General features: G+C 32.8%; 24 protein-coding genes and 3 pseudogenes. 16 read left to right on the forward strand and 11 right to left on the reverse strand.

The genetic code is table 11. The features are described from left to right. The first annotated feature begins 71 nt into the window (after positions 1-71). The 4 genes from CER22_RS07775 (at position 72) to CER22_RS07790 (ending at position 3,100) form a co-directional block, all read left to right on the forward strand. Positions 72-1,511, forward strand: a complete 1,440-nt coding sequence (locus tag CER22_RS07775) for a 6-phospho-beta-glucosidase (protein ID WP_088608505.1) — start codon at positions 72-74, stop codon at positions 1,509-1,511. Positions 1,512-1,670: 159 nt separating this feature from the next. After that, the gene (locus tag CER22_RS07780) at positions 1,671-2,129 is read left to right on the forward strand and encodes a MarR family winged helix-turn-helix transcriptional regulator (RefSeq protein ID WP_088608506.1); all 459 of its coding nucleotides are present in this window, start codon (positions 1,671-1,673) and stop codon (positions 2,127-2,129) included. Further along, positions 2,122-2,706, forward strand: coding sequence for a CDP-diacylglycerol--serine O-phosphatidyltransferase (gene pssA / locus CER22_RS07785; protein WP_141555645.1), 585 nt, complete (start codon positions 2,122-2,124; stop codon positions 2,704-2,706). The genes CER22_RS07780 and pssA overlap by 8 nt, the downstream gene beginning before the upstream one ends. A gap of 22 nt (positions 2,707-2,728) precedes the next feature. Continuing rightward, a complete protein-coding gene (locus CER22_RS07790; protein ID WP_088608507.1) occupies positions 2,729-3,100 on the forward strand; it encodes an ATP synthase subunit I in 372 nt (123 codons plus the stop codon). Between the two features lie 105 nt (positions 3,101-3,205). On the opposite strand, the gene CER22_RS07795 is transcribed toward CER22_RS07790, so the two are convergent. From CER22_RS07795 to CER22_RS33600, 4 genes and pseudogenes are all read right to left on the reverse strand, one after another. Further along, positions 3,206-3,310, reverse strand: coding sequence for a YjcZ family sporulation protein (locus CER22_RS07795; RefSeq protein ID WP_080492803.1), 105 nt, complete (start codon positions 3,308-3,310; stop codon positions 3,206-3,208). 643 nt (positions 3,311-3,953) lie between these two features. Next, complete coding sequence (locus CER22_RS07805; RefSeq protein ID WP_088608508.1) at positions 3,954-5,129, reverse strand: MFS transporter; 1,176 nt, start codon at positions 5,127-5,129, stop codon at positions 3,954-3,956. Between the two features lie 288 nt (positions 5,130-5,417). Next, positions 5,418-5,729, reverse strand: coding sequence for an ArsR/SmtB family transcription factor (locus CER22_RS07810; RefSeq protein WP_000433539.1), 312 nt, complete (start codon positions 5,727-5,729; stop codon positions 5,418-5,420). A gap of 192 nt (positions 5,730-5,921) precedes the next feature. Beyond that, positions 5,922-6,023 (reverse strand): annotated as a pseudogene (locus CER22_RS33600) (TetR family transcriptional regulator); the annotation flags it as partial. 244 nt (positions 6,024-6,267) lie between these two features. Here CER22_RS33600 and CER22_RS07820 point away from each other — a divergent pair. The 3 genes and pseudogenes from CER22_RS07820 (at position 6,268) to CER22_RS07830 (ending at position 8,007) form a co-directional block, all read left to right on the forward strand. Further along, positions 6,268-6,903, forward strand: a complete 636-nt coding sequence (locus CER22_RS07820) for a VanZ family protein (protein WP_088608510.1) — start codon at positions 6,268-6,270, stop codon at positions 6,901-6,903. A gap of 47 nt (positions 6,904-6,950) precedes the next feature. Then, positions 6,951-7,205, forward strand: a pseudogene (locus CER22_RS07825) (hypothetical protein); the annotation flags it as partial. Positions 7,206-7,353: 148 nt separating this feature from the next. Next, positions 7,354-8,007 (forward strand): DUF2306 domain-containing protein, encoded by a 654-nt coding sequence (locus CER22_RS07830; protein WP_088608511.1) that lies wholly within the window; start codon positions 7,354-7,356, stop codon positions 8,005-8,007. Positions 8,008-8,099: 92 nt separating this feature from the next. Here the strand turns inward: CER22_RS07830 and dhaQ are convergent, their stop codons facing one another. Together dhaQ and dhaS are read right to left on the reverse strand one after the other, a co-directional pair. Further along, positions 8,100-9,098: a DhaKLM operon coactivator DhaQ gene (gene dhaQ / locus CER22_RS07835; RefSeq protein WP_088608512.1), complete on the reverse strand. Its 999-nt coding sequence runs from the start codon at positions 9,096-9,098 to the stop codon at positions 8,100-8,102. A gap of 19 nt (positions 9,099-9,117) precedes the next feature. Beyond that, complete coding sequence (gene dhaS, locus CER22_RS07840; protein ID WP_000204216.1) at positions 9,118-9,684, reverse strand: dihydroxyacetone kinase transcriptional activator DhaS; 567 nt, start codon at positions 9,682-9,684, stop codon at positions 9,118-9,120. A 178-nt stretch (positions 9,685-9,862) separates the two neighbouring features. On the opposite strand from dhaS, the gene dhaK reads away from it, so the two are divergent. Next, the gene (dhaK, locus tag CER22_RS07845) at positions 9,863-11,614 is read left to right on the forward strand and encodes a dihydroxyacetone kinase subunit DhaK (protein ID WP_088608513.1); all 1,752 of its coding nucleotides are present in this window, start codon (positions 9,863-9,865) and stop codon (positions 11,612-11,614) included. Between the two features lie 74 nt (positions 11,615-11,688). Here the strand turns inward: dhaK and CER22_RS07850 are convergent, their stop codons facing one another. Next, positions 11,689-12,330, reverse strand: a complete 642-nt coding sequence (locus CER22_RS07850; protein WP_088608514.1) for an FMN-dependent NADH-azoreductase — start codon at positions 12,328-12,330, stop codon at positions 11,689-11,691. A 210-nt stretch (positions 12,331-12,540) separates the two neighbouring features. On the opposite strand from CER22_RS07850, the gene CER22_RS07855 reads away from it, so the two are divergent. Then, positions 12,541-13,047: an RrF2 family transcriptional regulator gene (locus CER22_RS07855; protein WP_063222022.1), complete on the forward strand. Its 507-nt coding sequence runs from the start codon at positions 12,541-12,543 to the stop codon at positions 13,045-13,047. Between the two features lie 203 nt (positions 13,048-13,250). Continuing rightward, a complete protein-coding gene (locus tag CER22_RS07860; protein ID WP_087979654.1) occupies positions 13,251-13,640 on the forward strand; it encodes a hypothetical protein in 390 nt (129 codons plus the stop codon). Positions 13,641-14,070: 430 nt separating this feature from the next. Here the strand turns inward: CER22_RS07860 and CER22_RS07865 are convergent. Continuing rightward, positions 14,071-14,322: pseudogene (locus tag CER22_RS07865) on the reverse strand (CPBP family intramembrane glutamate endopeptidase); the annotation flags it as partial. A 577-nt stretch (positions 14,323-14,899) separates the two neighbouring features. Here CER22_RS07865 and CER22_RS07870 point away from each other — a divergent pair. The 3 genes from CER22_RS07870 to CER22_RS07880 all read left to right on the forward strand — a co-directional run bounded on the left by CER22_RS07870 (position 14,900) and on the right by CER22_RS07880 (position 16,942). Beyond that, complete coding sequence (locus tag CER22_RS07870) at positions 14,900-15,994, forward strand: Rap family tetratricopeptide repeat protein (RefSeq protein ID WP_060489132.1); 1,095 nt, start codon at positions 14,900-14,902, stop codon at positions 15,992-15,994. Next, the gene (locus CER22_RS32985) at positions 15,991-16,137 is read left to right on the forward strand and encodes a hypothetical protein (protein WP_000724334.1); all 147 of its coding nucleotides are present in this window, start codon (positions 15,991-15,993) and stop codon (positions 16,135-16,137) included. The genes CER22_RS07870 and CER22_RS32985 overlap by 4 nt, the downstream gene beginning before the upstream one ends. Before the next feature lie 475 nt (positions 16,138-16,612). Further along, positions 16,613-16,942: a hypothetical protein gene (locus CER22_RS07880; RefSeq protein ID WP_000566288.1), complete on the forward strand. Its 330-nt coding sequence runs from the start codon at positions 16,613-16,615 to the stop codon at positions 16,940-16,942. Between the two features lie 53 nt (positions 16,943-16,995). Here the strand turns inward: CER22_RS07880 and CER22_RS32990 are convergent, their stop codons facing one another. Further along, complete coding sequence (locus tag CER22_RS32990; RefSeq protein ID WP_179196832.1) at positions 16,996-17,160, reverse strand: hypothetical protein; 165 nt, start codon at positions 17,158-17,160, stop codon at positions 16,996-16,998. Between the two features lie 123 nt (positions 17,161-17,283). On the opposite strand from CER22_RS32990, the gene CER22_RS07885 reads away from it, so the two are divergent. Next, positions 17,284-18,408, forward strand: a complete 1,125-nt coding sequence (locus tag CER22_RS07885; RefSeq protein WP_142291686.1) for an HD-GYP domain-containing protein — start codon at positions 17,284-17,286, stop codon at positions 18,406-18,408. 158 nt (positions 18,409-18,566) lie between these two features. Here the strand turns inward: CER22_RS07885 and CER22_RS07890 are convergent, their stop codons facing one another. Beyond that, positions 18,567-18,677 (reverse strand): YjcZ family sporulation protein, encoded by a 111-nt coding sequence (locus CER22_RS07890; protein WP_000540371.1) that lies wholly within the window; start codon positions 18,675-18,677, stop codon positions 18,567-18,569. Positions 18,678-19,079: 402 nt separating this feature from the next. On the opposite strand from CER22_RS07890, the gene CER22_RS07895 reads away from it, so the two are divergent. Beyond that, positions 19,080-19,361: an LCI fold-containing protein gene (locus tag CER22_RS07895; RefSeq protein WP_000473837.1), complete on the forward strand. Its 282-nt coding sequence runs from the start codon at positions 19,080-19,082 to the stop codon at positions 19,359-19,361. A 385-nt stretch (positions 19,362-19,746) separates the two neighbouring features. On the opposite strand, the gene CER22_RS34095 is transcribed toward CER22_RS07895, so the two are convergent. Next, a complete protein-coding gene (locus tag CER22_RS34095) occupies positions 19,747-19,962 on the reverse strand; it encodes a hypothetical protein (RefSeq protein WP_137014997.1) in 216 nt (71 codons plus the stop codon). Positions 19,963-20,955: 993 nt separating this feature from the next. Between CER22_RS34095 and CER22_RS07910 the strand changes: the two genes are divergently transcribed. Beyond that, on the forward strand, positions 20,956-22,272 hold a 1,317-nt coding region (locus tag CER22_RS07910; RefSeq protein ID WP_088608515.1), incomplete at its 3' end, for an S-layer homology domain-containing protein.

Here is a 22,272-nt window from a genome sequence, read left to right on the forward strand (position 1 = left end):
ACGAAGAAAGGTATTCTTTAAAACTTACAATAGCTTTCATCGTTCATTCTTATATAAAGGAGTTTTTCTATATGTCTAAAGTTAATTTTCCAAAAGGATTTTTATGGGGTGGAGCAACTGCAGCCAATCAAGTTGAAGGCGCATATGTAGAAGACGGAAAAGGATTAACGACGGTTGATCTATTACCAACTGGTGAAAATCGTTGGGATATTATGAAAGGAAATATTCATTCCTTTACACCAGTAGAAGGAGAGTTTTACCCGTCACATGAAGCGATTGATTTTTACCATCGTTATAAAGAAGATATTGCGTTGTTTGCAGAAATGGGATTTAAAGCGTTACGTGTATCGATTGCGTGGACGCGTATTTTCCCAAGTGGTGAAGATGAAAAGCCAAATGAAGCAGGATTACAGTTTTATGATAATTTGTTTGATGAACTGTTAAAGCACGGTATTGAACCAGTTGTTACGATGGCTCACTTCGATGTACCTGTTCATTTAGTAGAAAAGTATGGAAGCTGGAGAAGTAGAAAGCTTGTAAACTTCTTCGAGACGTACGCAAAAACGATTTTTAGTAGATATAAAGATAAAGTGAAATATTGGATGACGTTTAATGAAATTAATATGCTTTTACATTTACCTTTCATGGGAGCAGGTCTAGCGTTTATAGAAGGGGATAATAAAAAACAAATTCAGTATCAAGCAGCGCATCACCAACTTGTTGCAAGTGCGTTAGCTGTAAAAGCGTGTCATGAAATCATTTCAGATGCAAAAATTGGTTGTATGCTTGCTGCGGGTGCAACGTATCCGTACACATGTAATCCAGACGACGTTCTTCGTGCGATGGAACAAGACCGTGAATCATTCTTCTTCATTGATGTACAAGCAAGAGGAGCATATCCGGGATACGCAAAACGCTTCTTTAAAGATAACAATGTAACAATTGAAATGGAAAAAGAAGACGAGGAAATTTTAAAAGAGCATACAGTTGATTATATTGGCTTTAGCTACTATGCAAGCCGAGCAACAAGTACAGATCCAGAAGTGTTAAAAAGCATAACGAGCGGAAATGTATTCGGTTCTGTTGAAAATCCATACCTTGAAAAATCAGAGTGGGGATGGACGATTGATCCGAAAGGCTTCCGTATTACAGCGAACCAACTGTACGATCGTTACCAAAAACCGTTATTTGTCGTTGAAAACGGTCTCGGTGCAATCGATCAATTAAATGGTGAAGACGAAGTGAATGATGAGTACCGTATTGATTACTTGCAAAAACATATGATTGAAATGTCCGAAGCGATCCAAGATGGAGTAGATATTATCGGATATACAAGCTGGGGCCCAATTGACCTTGTAAGTGCTTCTACTGGAGAAATGAAAAAACGTTACGGATATATATACGTTGATAAAGATAACGAAGGAAAAGGTTCATTAAAAAGATCGAAGAAGAAAAGCTTCGATTGGTATAAGGAAGTAATTAAGACGAATGGTAAGAGTTTGGAATCTTAAGTATGAAAGGGAGACATCTTAATTGATGTCTTCTTTTTTTCATTGTGAATGATGGAGCTATATTTCCCTTTACACAAACATAAAGGTATAATATAGTTTAGTTAATTGAACTAAACTATTAGATAAGATGAAAGAACGCATAATTGGAGGAAGAACGCTATGACTAGATCATATAAAGAAGTAATTAATGAAATGAATCGAGCCTACACGGAACTCTACATTTTACTATTTCAAGATTTAAAGGATGAGTTCGGTCTTACTGGGCAGCAAGAGAGCATGCTATTTCATATCAATTTAAATGAAAACACAACAGCAAATAACATTGCGAGTACGTTTAATATAACGAAAAGTGCTGTGAGCCAAGTTTTATCGAAATTGGAAAAGCAGAAGATGATATCGAAGCAAGTTAATCCGAACAATAAACGGGAGTATTTCCTTACGCTCGGCCCAAACGGTAGTAAATATATCGAACGATTGTCTGAGTTAGATGATGTATTGATCGAGAAATACTTCTCGAAAATTGATATTGAAGCTTTGCAGCAAATGACTGATACGTTAACGAAAATAAATAAAGTGATATTGGAAGAAAAACAGAAGGATCTTGAATCTAATGAGTAGGAAGCAAGATGAGGCAATTAGCAGAAAGGAGGAGAAGCGTGTGATGAGTTACATACCAAATATGATTACGATAGCAAATTTTGTGTGTGGGCTTTTGGCTATTCACGCTGTTTTCGTTCACGATATGCATGGTGCAGTTATGTTCATTATTACAGGTATGGTATTTGATCTGTTTGATGGTATGGTCGCTCGGAAACTAGATGCTGTTTCGGAAATAGGCGGAGAGTTAGACTCATTTGCGGATTTAGTGACCTTCGGTGTGGCACCATCTATTCTTGCATATAGTGTCGCTTTAAAAGATTTGCAGTCTATTGGGATGATATGTGCGCTCGCTTATAGTATTTGCGGAATGCTGCGGCTTGCTAGATTTAACACGCAACAAAGCAAACTCCCAACATTCATCGGAATGCCCATTCCATTTGCGGCAATGTGTCTCCTCATTTTATGCCTCCTAAATAACCCAGTTTCCGTAGCGTTGGGCACATGCTTACTCGCTTATTTAATGGTGAGCAAAATCAAATTCCCCCATTTTAAAAAAGATATATCGGAAAGCTTGAAGTCCGAAAGATGGGATTAATAGGAAAGATAAGGAGCATAACATGATTCGTATGGCATTAAGATCATTCAACATACAAATATATTGTTTACTAGGCGTGATGTTATTGGGATGGTTGGTGACACCTTTTTCAGCCCAGTTTGTAGGGATAAGCATCGGCCTTTTAGTTAGTATGTACTGCGCCTGGATTTTAGGAAGGCGTATTGAAAAGTTCGGAAATAGCATCGTAAAAAAAGAAAAAGCACCGATGCTCGGCATGATGAATCGATTTGCAGCGGCCATACTCGGTGCGATTATTATGTATGAAATTGAACACCGTGAGTACATGTGGACATTTGCTGCTGGAATTATGGGTGGGTATTTCTTGGTTATTATTAATTTGGGGTATTACAGTATGAGGGATGAGAAGGAATAAAGTGCTGTGTAAATCACTAATTTGGATGTGAAAACCTTCCTTTATAGAGAGCTTTTGATTACAAAGAAAAGACACCCATATAAGAGTGTCTTTTCCGATAGTTTTTTAGCAGAAGCAAGAAGCTCCAACAATGATCAATAAAATAAACAATACAACTAGTAAAGCAAAGCCGCTGCCACAACCACTACTACAACTACCACCAAATCCCATAATAGTTCCTCCTTTAATAAGAGGGGAAAACAAGGGGTCACTCATGTATTTTAATGGATTCAACTTACTTTATGTTTTTTACACAATAATTGAGCAGGTCCTTTTGAAAATAAAGAAAAGACACCCTAAGGTGCCTTCCTCCGACTTGAACCATCTTAATTTTAATAATATTGGACTCCCGTCCGAATATTATTTTACCATGTTAAGTTGTTTTTGGAAATGTTCCATATTGATAATTGCAATAAACGTTTTAGTTTTGGAATTATGTATCTGTCTAAACGTTGAAATTAATAAAGGAACGATATACTTGAGGGTTTTTATCCCGCTTTAATGGGCAGTAAGACCCCCACTGATTAAAGTTTCACTTTATGAGTGATTACAATCATACCATTAAAAAGAACCCCATAAATGATAAACCATTCCACTAACAAAAAACACTAATCCTAAAAACAAAACAATTAAAGCAAGTACTCCATTTTGATTATGTTCCATAAAATTAGCTCCTTTTAGAATTATTTTTATATACAAAAAAGCCTTTAGTCGTAATTATGGCTAAAGGCTTTGAGCATTATACTTTTTAGTTAATAAAATCTTATAAGAAGAATTTATAATGTTTTTTATCGAATTTGGAACTGAAAATGTACTAGTTTGATAATGAAGCTTGGCTATTAGAATTGAAAAATTTTAGTTTTATTATAATTAATAGAAATGAGAGTAGTGTGAATATAAATCCGCTCCAAATAAGCTGGTGAATACCTAAGTTTGAAATGAACCAGCCTCCAATAGTGGTTCCTAAAGTAATTCCGAGATTTGAGAACGAAACGAATAGACTATTACCAAATTCAGGTGCTTCTTTAGCTTCACTTATTAACCATGTTTGACCAACAATTAATCCACCAGCATGTACGATTCCCCAAATGAATACTATAAAAATCATTGGAACAAGGTAGGAACCTAAATAATAAACCAATATGTAAACAATAGAATATAGAATAGGGAATGATATTACAGTGTTTATTATGCTTTTTTGCAGGAGACCACCAAATAAATGATTACCTAAAATCATAACTATACCAAATATGAATAGCATGATACTGATGAGAGATCCATTCATGGAAGTTACTTTTGCAAGGTACTCAGCGAAGTAGCTGTATACGGAAAACATGGCTGCAAAAAGGAATGTGACGGTTAAAATATTTAACCATAATCCTGGTTTGCCGAGTATACGAATTTGTTTGCCGAAAGACATTTTTTCTTTAACAGGCATAGAAGGAAGTAGGAGTAGTATTCCAATGAATGCAACAGTGTTAACGAATGCTCCGAATAAGAAAGCCATTTCGAGTGAAAATTGGTCTGCAAGGTAAGAGGTTAGTGGTACACCTAAAGCGAAACCAACAGTAATTCCCATGAAAACTTTTGTAACTGCTTGACCGCTCTTTTCTGGAGGGACAAGTTTAGCAGCTGTTACAAGAGCGATCGAAAAGAAGAGTGGATGAAGCGCTGCCGGTAAAATACGAAAAATAAGCATGATTTCAAATTGCGTTGTATAAGCGTAGATTAAATTTGAAATAACAAATATGAAAATTGCTGTTAATAAAATTATTTTGCGATTAATACTAGAGACGAGCAGAATTAAAAATGGACCAGAAATAGCAACAACTAGTGCAAATATACTTACTAAAAATCCAGCTTGTGTAGTTGAAATTCCGAATTTTTCAGTGATTTGTGGTAATACGCCGACAATACCCATCTCGGTAGTAATAATTCCGAACACACCTATTGCGAGTGTCAGAATAAGTAAAGGATTTACTTTTTTCATTTATTAAACTCTCCATTCGTATCAGTATTTTGAAAGTAAATTCATTAACAAAGAAGCATTATTATAAGCATGATTGGATGCCAATATTATCAGGAGTATGTAATTCTAAATACAATAACAGATATCTAAATAACTAGATATGATATGTTAAAAAAATTTCTCCTTTCGATGTTGCTTGCTTTTATAGGCAGTGCAATTTATAAAAAAAGTCATTGGATACCTGTAAAAAAGCAGAATGTGTGAAAGCTAATAATCAATTAGTATGCTGATTAATTATTAGCTTTCATTTTATAATTCGTTTTGGACGTATTCAGAAAACTCTCGTATTGTTTTTTCATTTCGACGATAGTAGGTCCATTTTCCAATTCGGTCAGACTCTAGTAATCCTGCTTTTTTCATAGTTAATAAATAACTAGAAATAACCGATTGGGCTAAGCCAGTTTTAAGCTGGATATCTCCTACACATACGCCAACTTGAAAGTTAAGGTCTTGTTCTAGATAAGGTTTTTCATCGAAATGGTTTTCTGGATTTTTCAACCATGATAAAATTTGACATCTTGTTTCATTTGACAATGCTTTATAAATTAATAAAGGTTCCATAAGGATATTATATCTACTTTTATAGATTTGTAAATGGGTTTTAGTGATTTTAAGGGAAGAAGGTATAGTTGATCCCCTTGAATAGGAATAAGATGCTCTTGATCTGTACCCTTTGTAAAGGACATTCTAAAAAAATCGGTAACCTAAAAAAGATGATTTCTGTATGCAAACAGGAGTCATTTTCTTTAAATTCTATTGATAGCAAGAGTGATTATAGTACGTCATATATTTCTTAATTTCATGTGTTAACTGAACAAACGATTCACATGATTTTATATATGCTTCATCGGTTAAAGTATTACGAGGATTACGTGCAAAAATGATAATATTGTTAGGTTTAAGCATGTTGTTGCCTAGCTATCAATGGCGGATTCCTAAGAAGAGTAATAATAAAACCCAACTGAAGATTTAAGAAAAATTTTATGTTTACCCCACTTTTTATTTTAAAAGTTTTTCCTATCCTATAAATGAGTTACATCAAGAAGGATATTAAAAACGATAAAGTTATAGATGAAAATGTAAAGTTAGGGGATTCTGCATGCATACAGAAGTTTTGATGAGTTATTTGTATACTTATTTTTTTACTATTATTTTTTGTATTGTGTTTCAAATTGGATGTTATTTTAAAGTGAAAAACAATATATCTATTCGGCATTTTTTATGGGTATATGTTTTTCTGTTCTACCTTTCGCTAGTGTATAAGGTGACTCAAATCGCGACTGTATGGGATATAAGTAGATATGAAAAGTGGATTCGTGTCAGTCAAATTAACTTGACTCTATTTGATACGGCAGGTAGTACTACGTATCTTTTGAACATTGTACTGTTTATGCCGTTCGGTTTTTTATTACCGACTATTTGGTCACAGTTTAGAAAAATGAAAAACACCGTATGTGCGGGATTCTTTTTTTCATTGGCAATTGAGTTAAATCAATTACTAAATAATAGAATTACAGATATTGATGATTTATTTACGAATACCCTCGGGGCGATTATTGGGTATGTATTATATAAAGTATTATTTAAAATGATATGTAAAAGAGAGGAAAAAAAGCTTGATGCCAACTCTTCTCTAGTCATAAAATACGAAGCTGTTTTTTGTTTAGTGTGTTCATTTGTAGGTGCGATGTTAATTTATCATCCAGCTTTATTTGGAAGACCTGTCATCCTTTAGTGAGGTGATTATGCTCTTGTGCTATCTCGTTTATAAAATGATTCTAGTATTTCTTCCAATCAGCACAAGATTCTCTCTATACGTTATTAAGCTATTCAGCAGACTGTAAGATTATCAGTAATCGTAATGATGAGATTGAAATAAAGGCTGACAGTTTCTATCCAAGTTTTTCATTTATGTATGATGCGCAAGAATTATTTATTATTGGTGGAGAAGAGAAATGGTCACATATCCATTATATAAAAGAATTTTTCCATCTTGAGCAGATTACAGATGAGCTAACTATTGATGTAAGAAAATGAGAGATGCGAAGAAATAGATGAGCAAACCCTCAAGTATAGAACGATATACTTGAGGGTTTTTATGTATGAAGAAGGCTTTTCTATTTTTCTCTAGAATGAACAGTAATGTATAATCTAATTCCTTAATGTAATAAGGAGGCAGTAAAATTTGAACAGGAAAATTTGGTTTGTATTTACTTTTTTTGCTCTTTTAGTATCTGGTTATGTTGTTGTCCAATATTTTATTATGGATGGATTTCAAACAGGACTTGTAAAAGCGAAGCTTATGTTTGGATCTAAATTAAGTGAATTCTGGTATATGATGTTATTTATACATATTACAACTAGTATAGTAGCATTAGTAATTGGTCCTTTTACATTATCCACTAAATTTAGAGAAAGGAATATCAACCGTCATCGAATAGTTGGGAGAATCTATATGGTTGGTATATTATTAGGAGGCGTTTCTGGACTATATTTATCCTTTTATGCTACGGGGGGATTGGTAGCGAAGCTAGGTTTCGGTTTGTTATCTGTACTTTGGCTAACATCAGCATATCAAGCGTTACATAGAGTTAAGAATAAAAAAATTAAAGACCATCGGAATTGGATGATTAGAAATTATTCTTTAACCTTTGGAGCAGTTACATTAAGAATTTGGCTACCGTTGTTTATCGTTCTATTTGGAATAGAGCGGTTTGAACTTAGTTACGCTATTATTGCTTGGTTAGCGTGGGTACCTAATTTAATTGTTGCAGAATTATTCATAAGAAAAAGACTTAGCAAAGGAAAATACGAAGGAAATGAGGATTTACATTTTTAATGTAAATTTACTGTAATATTGAGGGCAGAATTTTTTTAATAGCTGAATTACATACAAAAATAGGATGGCCAATGGAAGCCATCCTATTTGTATTACCAACTAGCAGTTTCCGTACTTTCTTTCAACCACTTCACCCAATCCAAATCCGCCACCTTAAGCAAACTGAGCGAAACACCTTTCATATCTAAAGAAGTTAGGAGCGTACCAACTTTTACGAATGTAATTTGTAAACCTTCCAGCTCACATAAACGGCGAATATCATTTGCGAAAATGTATTGTTCCATTAGTGGGGTTGCGCCTAATCCGTTAATGAGAATAGCGAAGTTGTCGCCTTTTCTCCAGCGGTAAATGCTTTTTAGTTTGTTCATTAGTTCGATCGCTAATATTTCAGAAGAGGATAGTGCTTCTTTACGGTATCCTTTTTCACCATGGATACCAACGCCATAAAAAACTTCATCGTCGTTTAATGTGAATGAAGCTTTCCCTTTCACTGGATCGTTTGCAGGTGAAAGTGCGACTCCTAATGTGTGTAAGTTTTCGGTGATAGAACGGCCAAGTGTTGTTAGTTCTTCTAAAGAATGTCCGCTCTCAGCAGCCGCACCAAGTATTTTTTGAACGAAAACAGTACCAGCGACGCCGCGTCTTCTTTTATTAAACGAAGCATCATCTTCAATTGAAACGTCGTCATTTACGATGATATGGTCAATTTTTCTTCCTTCTTCTTTAGCAATTTGTTCAGCCGCAATAAAGTTTGCTACGTCATTTTTAAAGTTTTTGATGATGAATAAAATACTTTTGTCTTTTGGCATGAGGCGAGTTGCCGCGATAATTTGTTCCACTGTAGGCGGAGTGAAGATGCTTCCGTTTACTGCCGCCGTAAGCATACCTTTTCCTACATAACCGATATCAGCAGGTTCATGTCCGCTACCACCACCGCTTATAAGGACAACGTTTTGCTTCAGTTTTTCGATATCTTTTACATAAATGATGTTATTTATTTCGTCGTAATTCACTTTGTCGTTATGTTCAAAATAAAAACCATGCATCATATCTTGAACGATATTTTGTACATCATTCATAATCTTTTTCATTGCTTTTGCCACCCTTTAATTACTTTGCCGATTGCTCCAGTAATAGTAGTAATTGATTGTTTATCATATTTTTCATAAGAGAAGACATAATGGACGGATCTACTTCGCATTTGCTTTCAATCCAATCTTTTATCGTTCCAACGAAGCCGTGACTATAAAAGGAGGCAATCGTATTTTTTGTCTCATCAGAAAGGCTGAATCCACAGCTCATAGATAGTTCATCAATAATCTTCATATATAAGTTTTTCGTATGCTCAAATAAATAGTGATTAAACGAGTTTTGCTCAATGACTTTAAAAGCATTTCGGTAAAATTTTTGATTTTCATAAAAGTAATCAAATAATAAATCGAAAATATTTTCCCACGTTTCATAGTCGAGAAAGTCGATAATGTTTTCTTTCGTTTCTTCTCTATAAATCCAGCTTAATAGTTCGAATTTATCTTTAAAATGATAATAAAAAGTTTGCCTACGCATTTGACAGTGTAACATAATATCGCTCACTGATATTTTATGAAACGACTCTGTTTCCATTAAATACTTCAATGAATTCGCGATTATCTTTTTAGAAATTATAGAAGAGGTCATCTCAATCATCCCTAGAATGTTAGTAATATGAAAATCCTACCCATAAATGAGAGCGGTGTCTTTAGACAGATTGTCCATTTTGTCCGTTTACTATAAAACGCTTTCATTTTAACATGGATAGTAAGAAGAAGATTTCAAATATATCACAATATATTAAAGGAATTGAGGGAGAAGCACAATGAAAAAGATTATAAACAAACCAGAAACATTAGTAATGGAAATGTGCAACGGAATGGTTATGGCTCATCCAGAGCTTGAGCTTTTGAAAAAATATAAAGTAATTAAGAAGAAAGAAATGAACGAAAATAAAGTAACGTTAATTAGTGGCGGCGGTAGTGGTCATGAGCCAGCGCATGCAGGATTAGTCGGAAAAGGAATGTTAGATGCGGCAGTGTGCGGAGATGTGTTTGCTTCGCCTTCACAAATTCAGGTATATCAAGCAATTAAAGAGACAGCGAGTAAAAAAGGTACGTTATTAATTATTAAAAATTACAGCGGCGATATTATGAATTTCAAAAACGGAGCGCATTTAGCGACGGAAGATGGAATTGAAGTTGACTATGTAAAAGTAGACGATGATATTGCAGTAGAAGATAGTCTATATACAGTAGGACGACGCGGCGTTGCGGGCGTTATTCTCGTTCATAAAATTGCCGGTGCAGCAGCGGAAGCAGGTATGGATTTAGGAGCGGTGAAAGCTGTCGCAGAAAAAGCAGCGGCTAACGTGCGTACAATCGGTTTAGCGTTAACGTCTTGTACAGTTCCAGCGAGCGGATCACCTACCTTCACACTTGCGGAAGATGAAATGGAATACGGCGTTGGTATTCACGGTGAACCAGGAATTAAGCGTGAAAAAACGATGTCAGCTGATGAATTAGCTAACCGTATGACAAATGATTTAATGAAAGATTTAGGAGTAAAAGATGGCGAGGAAATCGCACTTCTAGTTAACGGTTTTGGCGGAACACCACTACAAGAACTTTACTTATTTAACAACGCAGTGACGAGAGAATTAGCTGCTAGAAACATTAAAATTAATAGAGTATTTGTCGGAAACTATATGACGAGTATCGATATGGCTGGTATGTCTTTAACAGTAATGAAACTAGATGATGAGCTAAAAACATTACTATCAAAAGAATGTAATACACCAGCATTTAAAGTAGATGGACCAGTTGAAAGTGTAGAGTACGTAAATGTTCTTGAAGAGACAGAAGAGAAGGAAGTTTCATTTGAAATAGAAACGGCAGAAGAGCACGCTGTTATTAAAAATAATGTCATCACATTAAACAATATGATTTATCTCGTTGATAAAATGAGCGACATTATTATTAAAAATGAAGTACCGTTCTGTGAGTTAGATACACATGCGGGTGACGGTGACTTCGGAATGAGTGTGGCAAAAGGATTTAAGCAATTAAAACGTGAGTGGCATTCTATCGTAGATCAAGAGAACGTAACAATCGGATCATTCCTTGACGGTTGTTCCATGATTATTATGGAACATTGCGGCGGCGCATCTGGTCCAATTTGGGGCGGGGCATTCCGCGCAGCTAGTAAAGCAGCAGGCGAGAAGCGTGAGTTAACAGTGAAAGAATTCGCTGAAGTGTTGCAAGCAGCACTGCAAGGCATACAATCTATCGGAGAAAGATCATTCGGTAGAGGAGCGGTAGTTGGTGACAAAACACTTGTTGATGCACTTGCTCCATGTGTAGACTCTTGGTTAGCTAGCGCTTCAAACGAAGAAGATATGAAAATTGCCTTTGAAAAAGGAGCAGAAGCAGCGGTTAAAGGAGCAGAGTATACGAAAGAAATCGTAGCTCGCATGGGCCGCGCCGGTACAGTTGGTGAAAGAAGCTTAGGCTATCCAGATGCAGGTGCACATGCACTTGGGGTTATCTTTACGGAGATTGCGGGTAGTTTGAAATAGAAATTAAAAGATCCCCTCTGCCTTAAGGTGGAGGGGATCTTTAATTATAACCATCATTCTTCCAGTGAAAAAATTTATTTGTTAGCCAACCTAGAAGCCGCCTCTTCAACTTCTTTATACGCATTTTGTAATACTTCATTTGGATCTAGTACTGCTGTTCCTTGTGCACGAACGATTTGATAATCTTCAATACCTAGGAAATTAAACATTGCTTTTAAATATTTATGAGAGTATTCCACTTCTGTATACCAATCATCATTTGTATAGATTCCTCCACTTGCTTGTATAACAAGCATTCTTCTTCCATCTTTAAGTAATCCCACTGATCCAGTTTCAGTATATTTAAATGTTTCACGTGCAATCATGATATTGTCCATGTAATCTTTTAACTTTGATGGAATATTAAAGTTGTGCAAAGGTAATACGATAACATACGTATTTGCACTTTTAAATTGTTGTAAAATTTCGGACATAAGCTCTGTTACTTTTTGTTCTTCATCAGTTAACTTCTGTCCATTTCCTTGCTTTTCCCATGCGCTTAAAACAGTTTTATCTATCATTGGTACTACATCATCGTATAAATTAATCTGTTCAATCGTTTCATTATTAGGAATTAATTCTTTATAAGATTCTAAAAAGTGGTTAAGAACCTTAATGCTGACTGATGATGTATCATCCACTTTCGGATGTGCGTTTATGATAAGTGTTTTGTTCATTTGTATTTCCCCTTTTTAAAAGTTTTTACGTTTTAATTGTCGACCGTATTAATCGTCGATTGATATTGTCTTTAATATAAGCTCTGAAATTATTTTTGTCAAATGAAATACATACTATTCTAAAAGAGCCTTTTTTTATTTGACTAAAATTCTAAATGGTCCTAAGATACAATTTGATAACCCTTAAAATAAAAAGCAGGTGATTTGTATATGCAATATAGTGTTGGGGTTGAATATGCCTTGCATTGCCTAGTTTATTTAATTAATACTCCTTCCAAGGAAAGTGTTGGAATAAAAGATTTGGCAGAGTTTCAAGGACTTTCTGAAACATTTCTTTCAAAAGTTTTCGGTAAATTATCTAAAGCTGACATTGTGAATTCTGTCCCAGGTGTAAAGGGGGGATATAGGTTAGCTAAGTCTCCAGAAGATATCTCTTTTTGGGATGTAATAGAAGCCGTCGAAGGCCCAAAACCTATTTTTCAATGTAAAAATATTGTACAGAATGGTCTACTATATCGAGACGACGCTTGTAATTCTTGTGACCCTAGCAATTCTTCTTGTACAATTAACTTAGTAATGCTTGAAGCAGAAGAACACATGCGTGAGTTTCTTCGTAAAAAGACTCTTGCATGGTTAGATAAAGAACTTGATATTGTTTTACCTGAAAAGATAAGGGTAGATACTCGTGAATACTTCAAACAAAAAAACTCTAACTAAATCGCCATGACGAATTAGTTAGAGTTTTTTTGTTTTTTAACAATATCGATCAACTTTTATTTGTCTAGTTTAAAGTCTATTTCCATTGCCAATTTGATTTCTTCACATATGTACCACATATCAGTAATTTGTCCCTATCAAAATGAACGTTTTTTGCATCTAATATATTGTAAGTATATTTTATTTTGAAAGGATGTGATTATATGGCTCATAAATCTACGGGAGTGTTTCGAGTTCCAGTTTCTGAAAATGGGATTATTCCAACTGCTCTCAACATTATGTTAAACAATGATTCACGCTGCCATACTAGTGATGTAACGGTAACTGTTAAGAGAAGTCGAAACATTTCTTTCCCGACTCAAAATGAGTTAGTTGAAATCTCTCGTACTTTTGTTTCTTTAGAACCAAACAGAACAACTAAGATTGTGTTGTTTACGCCAGAATTCCAAATAGAAGATTTTCTTGATGTCATCATTAGTGGAAATAAAGATGATGTTAAGGATGTTCTTGTATATTCTTTCTTAGCAGATTCAGCAGGTCACAATCTGCCATCTACTGTTTTTAGAAATGCAGAATACACTTTTGCTTGCTGATACCGTGATGATGTATTCTTTACTGTCATATCAAGGTACCATCCTGCAGCTTGACTCAACTTAATTTTATTGTGTTGTTATTGTATAAGAAAAGAAGACATCGATTAAGATGTCTTCTTTTACTTGTACACTTGGTGTTAAGAAGGTATCATATTGCTTAAAAACCATAAAAAAATATAACAATCATCGAGTGAACCTATTATAGCATCAATAAACAGGTTTTAATATGTGATATTAAATATATATAGATTTATTTATGTTTAATCTATATAGTTAAATTGTCTGTTATTTGTTTTAATTCATTTACTTATTTTATTTTTGAGTGCTCCAGCAATGGAGCCTTTTTTTATGAAATAAAACATTTTCTTTGCGTTATTTAGTTGATCTATATTAACTTTACCTCTTTAAAAAATATTCATATTTAGCAAAAGTAATTAAGTTTATTTTTAAATCTATCTTTTACAAATTGAATAAAACTCTGTCCAGGATAAATTCTTTTAAATAGAAATATAAAAGCAAAAGTGGAAGACCAAGCTGATATGCAGAGCATTACATCAAAAATCCAAGTTGGAAAATGTAATAACTTTGTAATTCCTACAAGCAGAAAAAGTGGCCAAAAAATAATGTTGGTTAGTAATATAAAACTTACCACCGGCTTTTTCAGTCTTTTATCTTCAGTCATATACAATCCCACCTTAAGCTAAATTTTTAACATACTTTAATGTACTTATTCAGCGCGTCGAGGTAATACACTGAATATTCTTTCTGTTATAACTAAATTTTCTTTCAAAATATTACTTAATCAATTAAAAAAGGGGATTTTTAACTGATTATTTACATAAAATTCGTTCTTGGAAGTAAAGTTCTAAAAGTAATTTATCCATAGTGATATTAAAATTACTACTAACAGGGATAGCACCACATCACTATCATGCTACCCAAAATAAACTACTCAAAATGAAAAAATGAACTAAATTCTCATAGATAACTGGAAAGTAATAAAATTTTCGTTTAGGGGACATTTTAAAATACTAGCTTGATAGGCATGGGGTGCAGCCGAGATTGCGATTTTAAGATTATTATCTTTTCGTTTGTGTAAAATCAATTATTTAATTGTTTAAATAAATGTTAGTTAAACGAATGTAATTCTGAATTTTCTGTAAAAATCATCTCAAGTTTATGAAGATATCACGAGGTAATGTTGTATGGTAGTATGAGGAAAAGAGTATATAGATAATTTTGGAAAAGGGGGATGTAAATTGAATGTTCAAACTACCGTAAATAACAAAGTTACTGAACTGTTAAATGCCTGGTATATTGAAATTCGAAATAGAAACGTTGCGAATGCATATAAATTTAAAAAAGAAATTGAGAGTTCTATAAATAATATTGAAGAAGACCAAAATCTATTACTGTATTATTCGTTACTTGATTTTGGTTATAAATATTTAATAGATAATTTGAGTATAGCAAAAAATAGTTTTGATCAAATTGAATCTTTGGGTAAACCAACTGATGATTTTTTATCGTATTATTATCATTTTTATAAAGCAATCTACTCTAATGCAGTTGGTAATTACAATGCAGCAAAAGAGCATTATGAAATGGCAGAAAATTTACTTGAAAGTATTCCAGATGAAATTGAAAAAGCAGAGTTTTATTATAACCAAGCTGTTTTCCAATATCATTATTATCAGGCTTTTGTGGCCTTCCAACAAGCAACAAAAGCAAAAGAAATATTTGCTAAACATGAAGGGTATGAAGTGAAAATCGGTTATTGTAACAACCTAATGGCGTTAGCTTGTACACATTTGAAAGAATGGGAATTAGCTGAAGAACTTTATATTTCGGCAATGGATATCTTTAAAAAGGTTAAAAATGAAAACGGTATGTTAGTTGTAAAACAAAATTTAGGTTTAATGTATGCTGGACAGAATCTTTCGGAGTTAGCTATCAGTCATTTAAATGAGGTCTGTGAAAAAATGCCTGAAAACTATAAAGCGATATATATTAAGGGGAAAGAACATTTTAAATTAGACGAAAATTCACTAGCTTCAGTACTTGTTCGAAAAGGCACGGAGATTTGCGATAAATTAGAATTGGTAGAGTACCAACACCATTTTAAAATTTTAAATGGACTAAATGAAGGATTAAATGGAGAAAAGCTAGAAGAAATTGTATTAGAAGGTATTGAATATTTCGAAAGAGAGAAGCTTTGGGAATACGTGAAAGAATATACTGAAGTACTAGCGGTTCTATTCCATAAAGAACATAATTTTGAAAAAGCGAGTTATTATTTCTTCTCTAGCCATAAAGCGAGTGAAGAGGTTTTTAAAAAGGAGGCATTAAAATGAAAAAAATAAGTGTTACCTTAGTTGGTGTTGTCACGGCTCTTACGTTATTTTTGAATGTGTCTCATAATTCGGTCAATCATCAGGAAGCCTCTCAATTTATTAAAGATGTCATCGTTCAATATGCACATGGGAATACTGGTTGAAGATAAAGTTTCGTGATGGAAAACCTCGTTATTAATAGCGAGGTTTTTTTGATGTTAAATAGTAGGGTATCGCTATCAAGCTAAGAAAAGCAAATACCCCAAATTAATTTTTTGTTTAGGGTATTTGTATATACTTCCAAATATTAAGTCGATAGGCCATGAATGATGCCCCGAGATAAGAGAGTCTAAAGTATTTGAATAAGAAACTTTAGATTGTTCGTTATAGTTTTTTTGAATATTAATATAATCCTATATACTTTTTTATTATTTTAGTTAAAAGAAGTTTGAAATTTGTAATTCACTATGTTTTCCAAAGAAAATAGTGAAAGGCAAGGCGATGAATACATTTACAAAATGACAAAATTGTAAGAATACACGAATGTTTGTAAGAAAGTTCGATGTTTTCCTTTTTCTTTTTTTATTATAGTGAAAAAGAAGAACGAAATATTCTCGTATGTAGGAAAGGAAGATAATAATGATTGATCTATTAAATAAATGGATGTTAGAAAGTACAGGCAATTTCAATATCGTTGTAGGACTTACAGCACTTCTATTTTTGGGTTCAGTAATTGCACTTATTATTATTTACAAAAAAATTGGTAAACCATATGAAAGAACAAATGCTATTTATTTAAAAATTACTTCTCGTATGTTTACTATTCAAATTCTAATGAATGCTATATTTATTTCTTTAGTTGGTAAAGATATTGAGAATTTCCGTCAAATCTTTATATTATTTGAAGCTTTTGTATTCTTTATTGGAGCTATTTATTCGTTTAAATTATATAAACAGGAATACAAATAATTCACTTATAAGAAACAATAAAAAACAGTAGTGATTTTATACACTACTGTTTTTTATTGTTCATTTTCAAATGTAAACCTAACTGTATATTCTATACAGTTAGGTTTACATAACATCTTATTATCGGTAGCAAGAAAAAGGCGAATTCCTACTTTCAAAAGGAATTCGCCTTTTTCTTTTTCTATAACCCTATTTATCTTTTTATACATTCCTATCATGGCGGTACCCCATTTATAGGTTATGAGAAAGGGTATTTTTTGTACTATTATCTATTCTTGGATATTATTAATAATATCTATATGAACTTATTTTTTTATTAAAAAGGTTTGGCGGTGTGTAAAATGATTAAAGGGATTAAAAATATTGAAACGAAAGAACCGATAAACATGTTTCTATTTATTCCCTGTAGTACTCTTTTGTTTGATAATATTTATCAACATTTTATTCTTAGAAAGGATTTTACACTACAGAAGCTTTTATTTGAACTCGTATTTTTATTTATTTTCATTTCATTTTTTTTATATAGTAAATGTTTACAAAAAATGAATAAACAAATGTTTACAAAATATATTTTTCTTGGCGTTAGTATTAGTTATCTTTTGGCATACGATCTTATGTTTATACGTAATCCAGGTGCTTCTTTACATATCCCTTATTTAGAGTGCTTCTTAGTAATTTCTGCACCTTTATTTTTAAGTATTCATTATCTTCTATCGGTATCTATTTGTATGATATGTAGATTTTTAATTGCTATTTATTATTTTGAAATTAACTATCCAATATCATTAATATTATTGTTTCTAACAATTTTTGTTACGTCATTTTTTGTATTTCTTTCATTAAAATTTTTAGTACAAAAAATTAAAGCATCCTATGAAAAACAAATGAAAGAAACAGCTTTATCGATAATGAGGATAATGGAATTAAAGGATCAATATACTAAAGGGCATAGTGAACGTGTAGCCAATTATGCTACTATTCTTGCTAAAGAAACAAATGAATATGATGATAATTCTTTAAAACAATTTCATTTTATTTGTTTATTACATGATATAGGGAAAATAGGCATTCCGGATGAAGTTTTAAAGAAAGCATCTTCTCTTACAGAAGAAGAATATAATATTATTAAGAAACACCCACAATTAGGATTAGAAGTTTTTAAAAATATATCTTTAATAAAAGGTAGTGAAGACATAATTCTTTCTCATCATGAAAGATGGGATGGAAAGGGATATCCTCAAAAACTAAAAGGAAATCAAATACCATTATGCGCAAGAATTGTTGCAATAGCAGATGCATTCGATGCAATGACTTCTTCAAGAGCATATCGTTCGGCTCTATCTCCTGAAGAAGCTTATAGACGTATTATAGAAGGATCTGGTACACAATTTGATCCTTCTATAGTAGAGGTTTTCAAAAAGGTATTTCCTTTGTGGGAAAAAGTGGTCCCAAATTCTTTTAGTTAAAAGCTCATGTCTGAAATCGATTCATATTTGAGGTATGACGAATGCGAAAAATGAAAAAAACAAATCCAATCGTGATAAAAGTTTGGAACCAGATAATGAATAAGGCACATAAAGAAAAGGTACCTATATATAGTATAGGTACCTTTTCTAATAGTTTTTTAGCAGAAACAACTGCATCCGATAATGATTAATAGAATAAATAATACAACTAATAAAGCAAATCCTCCAGCGAAACCGCAGCCCTCGCCGCAACTACCACCATATCCCATAACAATAGTGCCTCCTTTAGATAAGAGGGTAAAACTAGGGTTCATTCCATGGATCTTAATGGGTTCACTTTACTTTATGTTTTAAAGAATGAATGGAGCAGGTCCTTTTGAAAATAAAGAAAAGACGCCATTAGGCGCCTTCCTGTTAGGTAGATAAGACTTTAGTTTTCCAATCTAAAGAAATTTTGTATCAGTTCTTTGTGAGTATATCATAATATCTGATTGATTTATTATGCATTGTTACATAATTTTCTAACTCCTCTATTTTTCATTTGATAAAATAAAATCCTAATATTACCAAAAATTAAATAAATATTTCTACATATTCAAGATATTTACATAAATTACAGAAGTGATACATTTAAATTGTAAGCTATAAAAACTATTAAAGGGGGATTTATTATGTTCAAGAAATTAGTAGTAGGGCTATTGGCAACTGGTATTGCATTAACAGGAGGAATTGGGGCAGCTTCAGCTGATACGCAAAAAGCTGTGAGCTCTCCGAAGCAAGCAACATGCTCAATTCCTTATGAGTATTCTAATGGTAAATTCAAAAGAACTCTTTATTACTCAAATGGAGTATATGCTAATAGTTTTAATGAAAATGTTTGTGGTGGGACGATTACGTGGTATTTAAAACATGTTCAAAATGGAGTTGCTTTTTACGAAGGTAATTTAAAATAGTAGATTTTTTGAACCTCATTTATTGAGGTTCTTTTAGTTTTTAAACTGATTCTCCACAAAAAAAGACACCCAAAGGTGCCTTCCTGCGACTTGAACCATCTTAATTTTAATAATATGTATTGGACTCCCATCCAACTATTATTTTATCATGCTAAATACATAAATTCATTGAGAAAAAGATATAGCTCATTATTCATTCTGTCAAAAGGATTTATCCCACGTAACGTATGAATGTTCCATAAATGTATCAAAAAAATGAACAAATCGTGATTGGAATAAAAAAGGGTTCTTACTATTACGTAAGAACCCATAAACAAAAAAGTCGTATGTGCCTCAATATTAGAATTACATAAAAACGCTATTTTAATAAAAGCGACATTGAAAGTTAGCAAGCAATACTTAAAAGAGTAAAAGCGGCAAATGCGTAAACTAATAAGCTACTAGTAGCAAGGAATTTTATAATTTCATTTGTAGAAATAATAGTTAAACATAATGCTATAGATGCACCTATAAAGAATTGATACTTTGTATGTATATTTGTAAGATTAATTATTACGAGTACAGTTAAGAAAAGTGAAATGAAGTTAAAATATCTTTTCATTGTCATATTTCCTTTCAATGTTTGATCTGTATTTATTATACTAGATTGTACCAGTAATAACATACTTTGTAATGAATCTTAATAGAAATCTCATTTTGCCATAAATAAAAAGTCGGTTGTTTCCGCAACCACCTTTCAGTAAAGTAAAGCACTTTTTTATAATTCAAGTGACGAGTTTAATTTATCCCACTATTTGCGGGCAGCCCGATTGGTGAGGGCTGATTAAAGTTTCACTTTATAAGAAAGGAATGACTACATTATATGAAAACTTGTCTAATAAGGTTACATATAAAAGAGCAGCTAGCAATGGCTAACTGCTCAATACAAGGAGATACAGAGAAAACTAAATGAATGTTGGCATACAGCCTATCAACATTATGGACATAATATTGAGTTTTATTCGAAGGAATTCATGTTTTATAAATTAGATTATGATAGTCGGTATTCTTTTATTAAATAGCCAACAGCACTGATTACTATAAGAATGAAAAGAATAAGTTCTAGTGTAACTGGCAGTTGATCTACCCTAAATGCATCAATTTGTTACATCATGATTATAAGATGTTTTTTTATAGTTAGTGGTGAAAAATTTAATAAAACTACCTCTATATGAAAAAAGGTTCTGTTGTCTCCAACAGAACCTCTTCTAAAATGGCAAAGAGTAACTCTTACCTTACTCTTTGTTAATAATATTACAGGAGTGTTAATGGAAATCCAAGACTCCTTATATTGAGAAATAAAGAAGAATTATTTTAAAGAATTTCAATATAAAATTTGAGATTACCATGAGGGGAGTTATAACGAGTTACTACCTATACATATTCATAAATAAAACAACATAATATTAACACGGAAAAATATATTAATATGAATTTTTGCATATTTTAAAAATCAATATATCCCTCAAAACCTTTTAATTGTATAATATATTTTGTCATATTTTTAGATTTTTCGACAAAATATAAAATAGAGAACGTATTGGGAGAAGGAATTATGTACACAAAACTATTAAAATCAATTACATCATTATCACTTATTGGTGGTGCTTTATTGTATACAAATGGCAGTGATGTGAAGGCTGCTGAGGCGGGTATTTTTTCTGATGTGCCTACATCGCATTGGTCGTATCCAGCGATTAAAGATTTAGCGAGTAAAAATATTATTTCTGGTTATGGAAATGGAATATTTGGTTTTGGAGATGTTGCGACGAGAGAACAAGTTGCAGCTTTAATTTATCGTGTGTTAGTACCAAATAAGCAAGGTGGTACGTTCAGTAATGAAGGTGCTCGTTACGTATTAAAAGATGGATCTACTTTAAATAATCCGTATCGAGATATTCGCTCAGGTTCAACATTGTTCCCAGAAGAGGTTTTAACGTTAACGAAATTAGGGGTTTTTAAAGGTGATGCAAACGGTGGATTTAGACCGAAAGATTCTGTTAGCCGCGCAGAAATGGCACAAATTCTTACAAACGCTTTCCATCTTTCTGCGAAACAAAAGCATACGTTTAACGATATTCCAAGCGGTTTTTGGGGTGAAAATGCAATTAGTGCGGTGCAATCAAACGGGATTGCTTCTGGTACAGGCGAAGGGAAATTTGAGCCATATAGCACTGTAAAACGTGAACAATATGCGCAGTTTTTATATAATACTTTGAAATATAAAAAGCCTGAAGTCGCGGTGCAAGATACAGGAGATGCGGCATTATTAGCAGTATTTAAAGATGAAGTGCAAAAGCGTATTAATGCGTACGAAACGAATATTACACTTCCATATAAAACGAAAAATGGTAATCAGGAAGAAGTAATGAAGACACTTTTCAATGCCTATAAAGAAGTCGCAAGTAAAAATGAGTATACAAATTATAATAGATCGAATGTTTCATATGGAATTTCTGGATCACCTGGAAATTATACGTTTACGTTAAAGATTACATATCGTGAAACGAAAGAACAAACGGAATATGTAATGAAGCAAGCAAAGGCAATTGTTTCTTCTATTACGCAAGTTGGAATGGATGATCACGAAAAAGTGAAGGCGATTCATGATTATGTCGTAAAGCATATTTCTTATGATACGTCTTATAAAGCTTACACAGCATATGAAGCACTCGTAAATCGTTCTGCAGTTTGCCAAGGTTACGCACTATTAACCTATCAATTATTAAAAGAAGCTGGAGTTGAGAATCATTTTGTAGTAGGAACTGGAGACGGTCAGCCTCATGCTTGGAATTTAGTGAAAATCGAAAACAAATGGTATCACCTTGATACAACATTCGATGATCCAATACCAGATGAACAAGGCCGCGTA

The organism is Bacillus sp. K2I17 (assembly GCF_002209985.1).
Taxonomy (GTDB): domain Bacteria; phylum Bacillota; class Bacilli; order Bacillales; family Bacillaceae_G; genus Bacillus_A; species Bacillus_A wiedmannii.

Excerpts from the sequence above, each read along its gene's own strand:
- CER22_RS07860 (WP_087979654.1), top strand. The coding sequence starts at position 13,251 with ATGGCTCATAAATCTACGGGAGTGTTTCGAGTTCCAGTTTCTGAAAAT.
- CER22_RS07780 (WP_088608506.1), top strand. The coding sequence starts at position 1,671 with ATGACTAGATCATATAAAGAAGTAATTAATGAAATGAATCGAGCCTAC.
- CER22_RS07885 (WP_142291686.1), top strand. The coding sequence starts at position 17,284 with ATGATTAAAGGGATTAAAAATATTGAAACGAAAGAACCGATAAACATG.
- CER22_RS07775 (WP_088608505.1), top strand. The coding sequence starts at position 72 with ATGTCTAAAGTTAATTTTCCAAAAGGATTTTTATGGGGTGGAGCAACT.
- CER22_RS07810 (WP_000433539.1), bottom strand. The coding sequence starts at position 5,729 with ATGGAACCTTTATTAATTTATAAAGCATTGTCAAATGAAACAAGATGT.
- CER22_RS07855 (WP_063222022.1), top strand. The coding sequence starts at position 12,541 with ATGCAATATAGTGTTGGGGTTGAATATGCCTTGCATTGCCTAGTTTAT.
- CER22_RS07805 (WP_088608508.1), bottom strand. The coding sequence starts at position 5,129 with ATGAAAAAAGTAAATCCTTTACTTATTCTGACACTCGCAATAGGTGTG.
- CER22_RS07880 (WP_000566288.1), top strand. The coding sequence starts at position 16,613 with ATGATTGATCTATTAAATAAATGGATGTTAGAAAGTACAGGCAATTTC.
- dhaQ (WP_088608512.1), bottom strand. The coding sequence starts at position 9,098 with ATGAAAAAGATTATGAATGATGTACAAAATATCGTTCAAGATATGATG.
- CER22_RS07795 (WP_080492803.1), bottom strand. The coding sequence starts at position 3,310 with ATGGGATTTGGTGGTAGTTGTAGTAGTGGTTGTGGCAGCGGCTTTGCT.
- pssA (WP_141555645.1), top strand. The coding sequence starts at position 2,122 with ATGAGTAGGAAGCAAGATGAGGCAATTAGCAGAAAGGAGGAGAAGCGT.
- CER22_RS07895 (WP_000473837.1), top strand. The coding sequence starts at position 19,080 with ATGTTCAAGAAATTAGTAGTAGGGCTATTGGCAACTGGTATTGCATTA.
- dhaK (WP_088608513.1), top strand. The coding sequence starts at position 9,863 with ATGAAAAAGATTATAAACAAACCAGAAACATTAGTAATGGAAATGTGC.
- CER22_RS07890 (WP_000540371.1), bottom strand. The coding sequence starts at position 18,677 with ATGGGATATGGTGGTAGTTGCGGCGAGGGCTGCGGTTTCGCTGGAGGA.
- CER22_RS32985 (WP_000724334.1), top strand. The coding sequence starts at position 15,991 with ATGAAAAAAATAAGTGTTACCTTAGTTGGTGTTGTCACGGCTCTTACG.
- CER22_RS07790 (WP_088608507.1), top strand. The coding sequence starts at position 2,729 with ATGATTCGTATGGCATTAAGATCATTCAACATACAAATATATTGTTTA.
- CER22_RS32990 (WP_179196832.1), bottom strand. The coding sequence starts at position 17,160 with ATGATAGGAATGTATAAAAAGATAAATAGGGTTATAGAAAAAGAAAAA.
- CER22_RS34095 (WP_137014997.1), bottom strand. The coding sequence starts at position 19,962 with ATGAAAAGATATTTTAACTTCATTTCACTTTTCTTAACTGTACTCGTA.
- CER22_RS07820 (WP_088608510.1), top strand. The coding sequence starts at position 6,268 with ATGCATACAGAAGTTTTGATGAGTTATTTGTATACTTATTTTTTTACT.
- CER22_RS07850 (WP_088608514.1), bottom strand. The coding sequence starts at position 12,330 with ATGAACAAAACACTTATCATAAACGCACATCCGAAAGTGGATGATACA.
- dhaS (WP_000204216.1), bottom strand. The coding sequence starts at position 9,684 with ATGACCTCTTCTATAATTTCTAAAAAGATAATCGCGAATTCATTGAAG.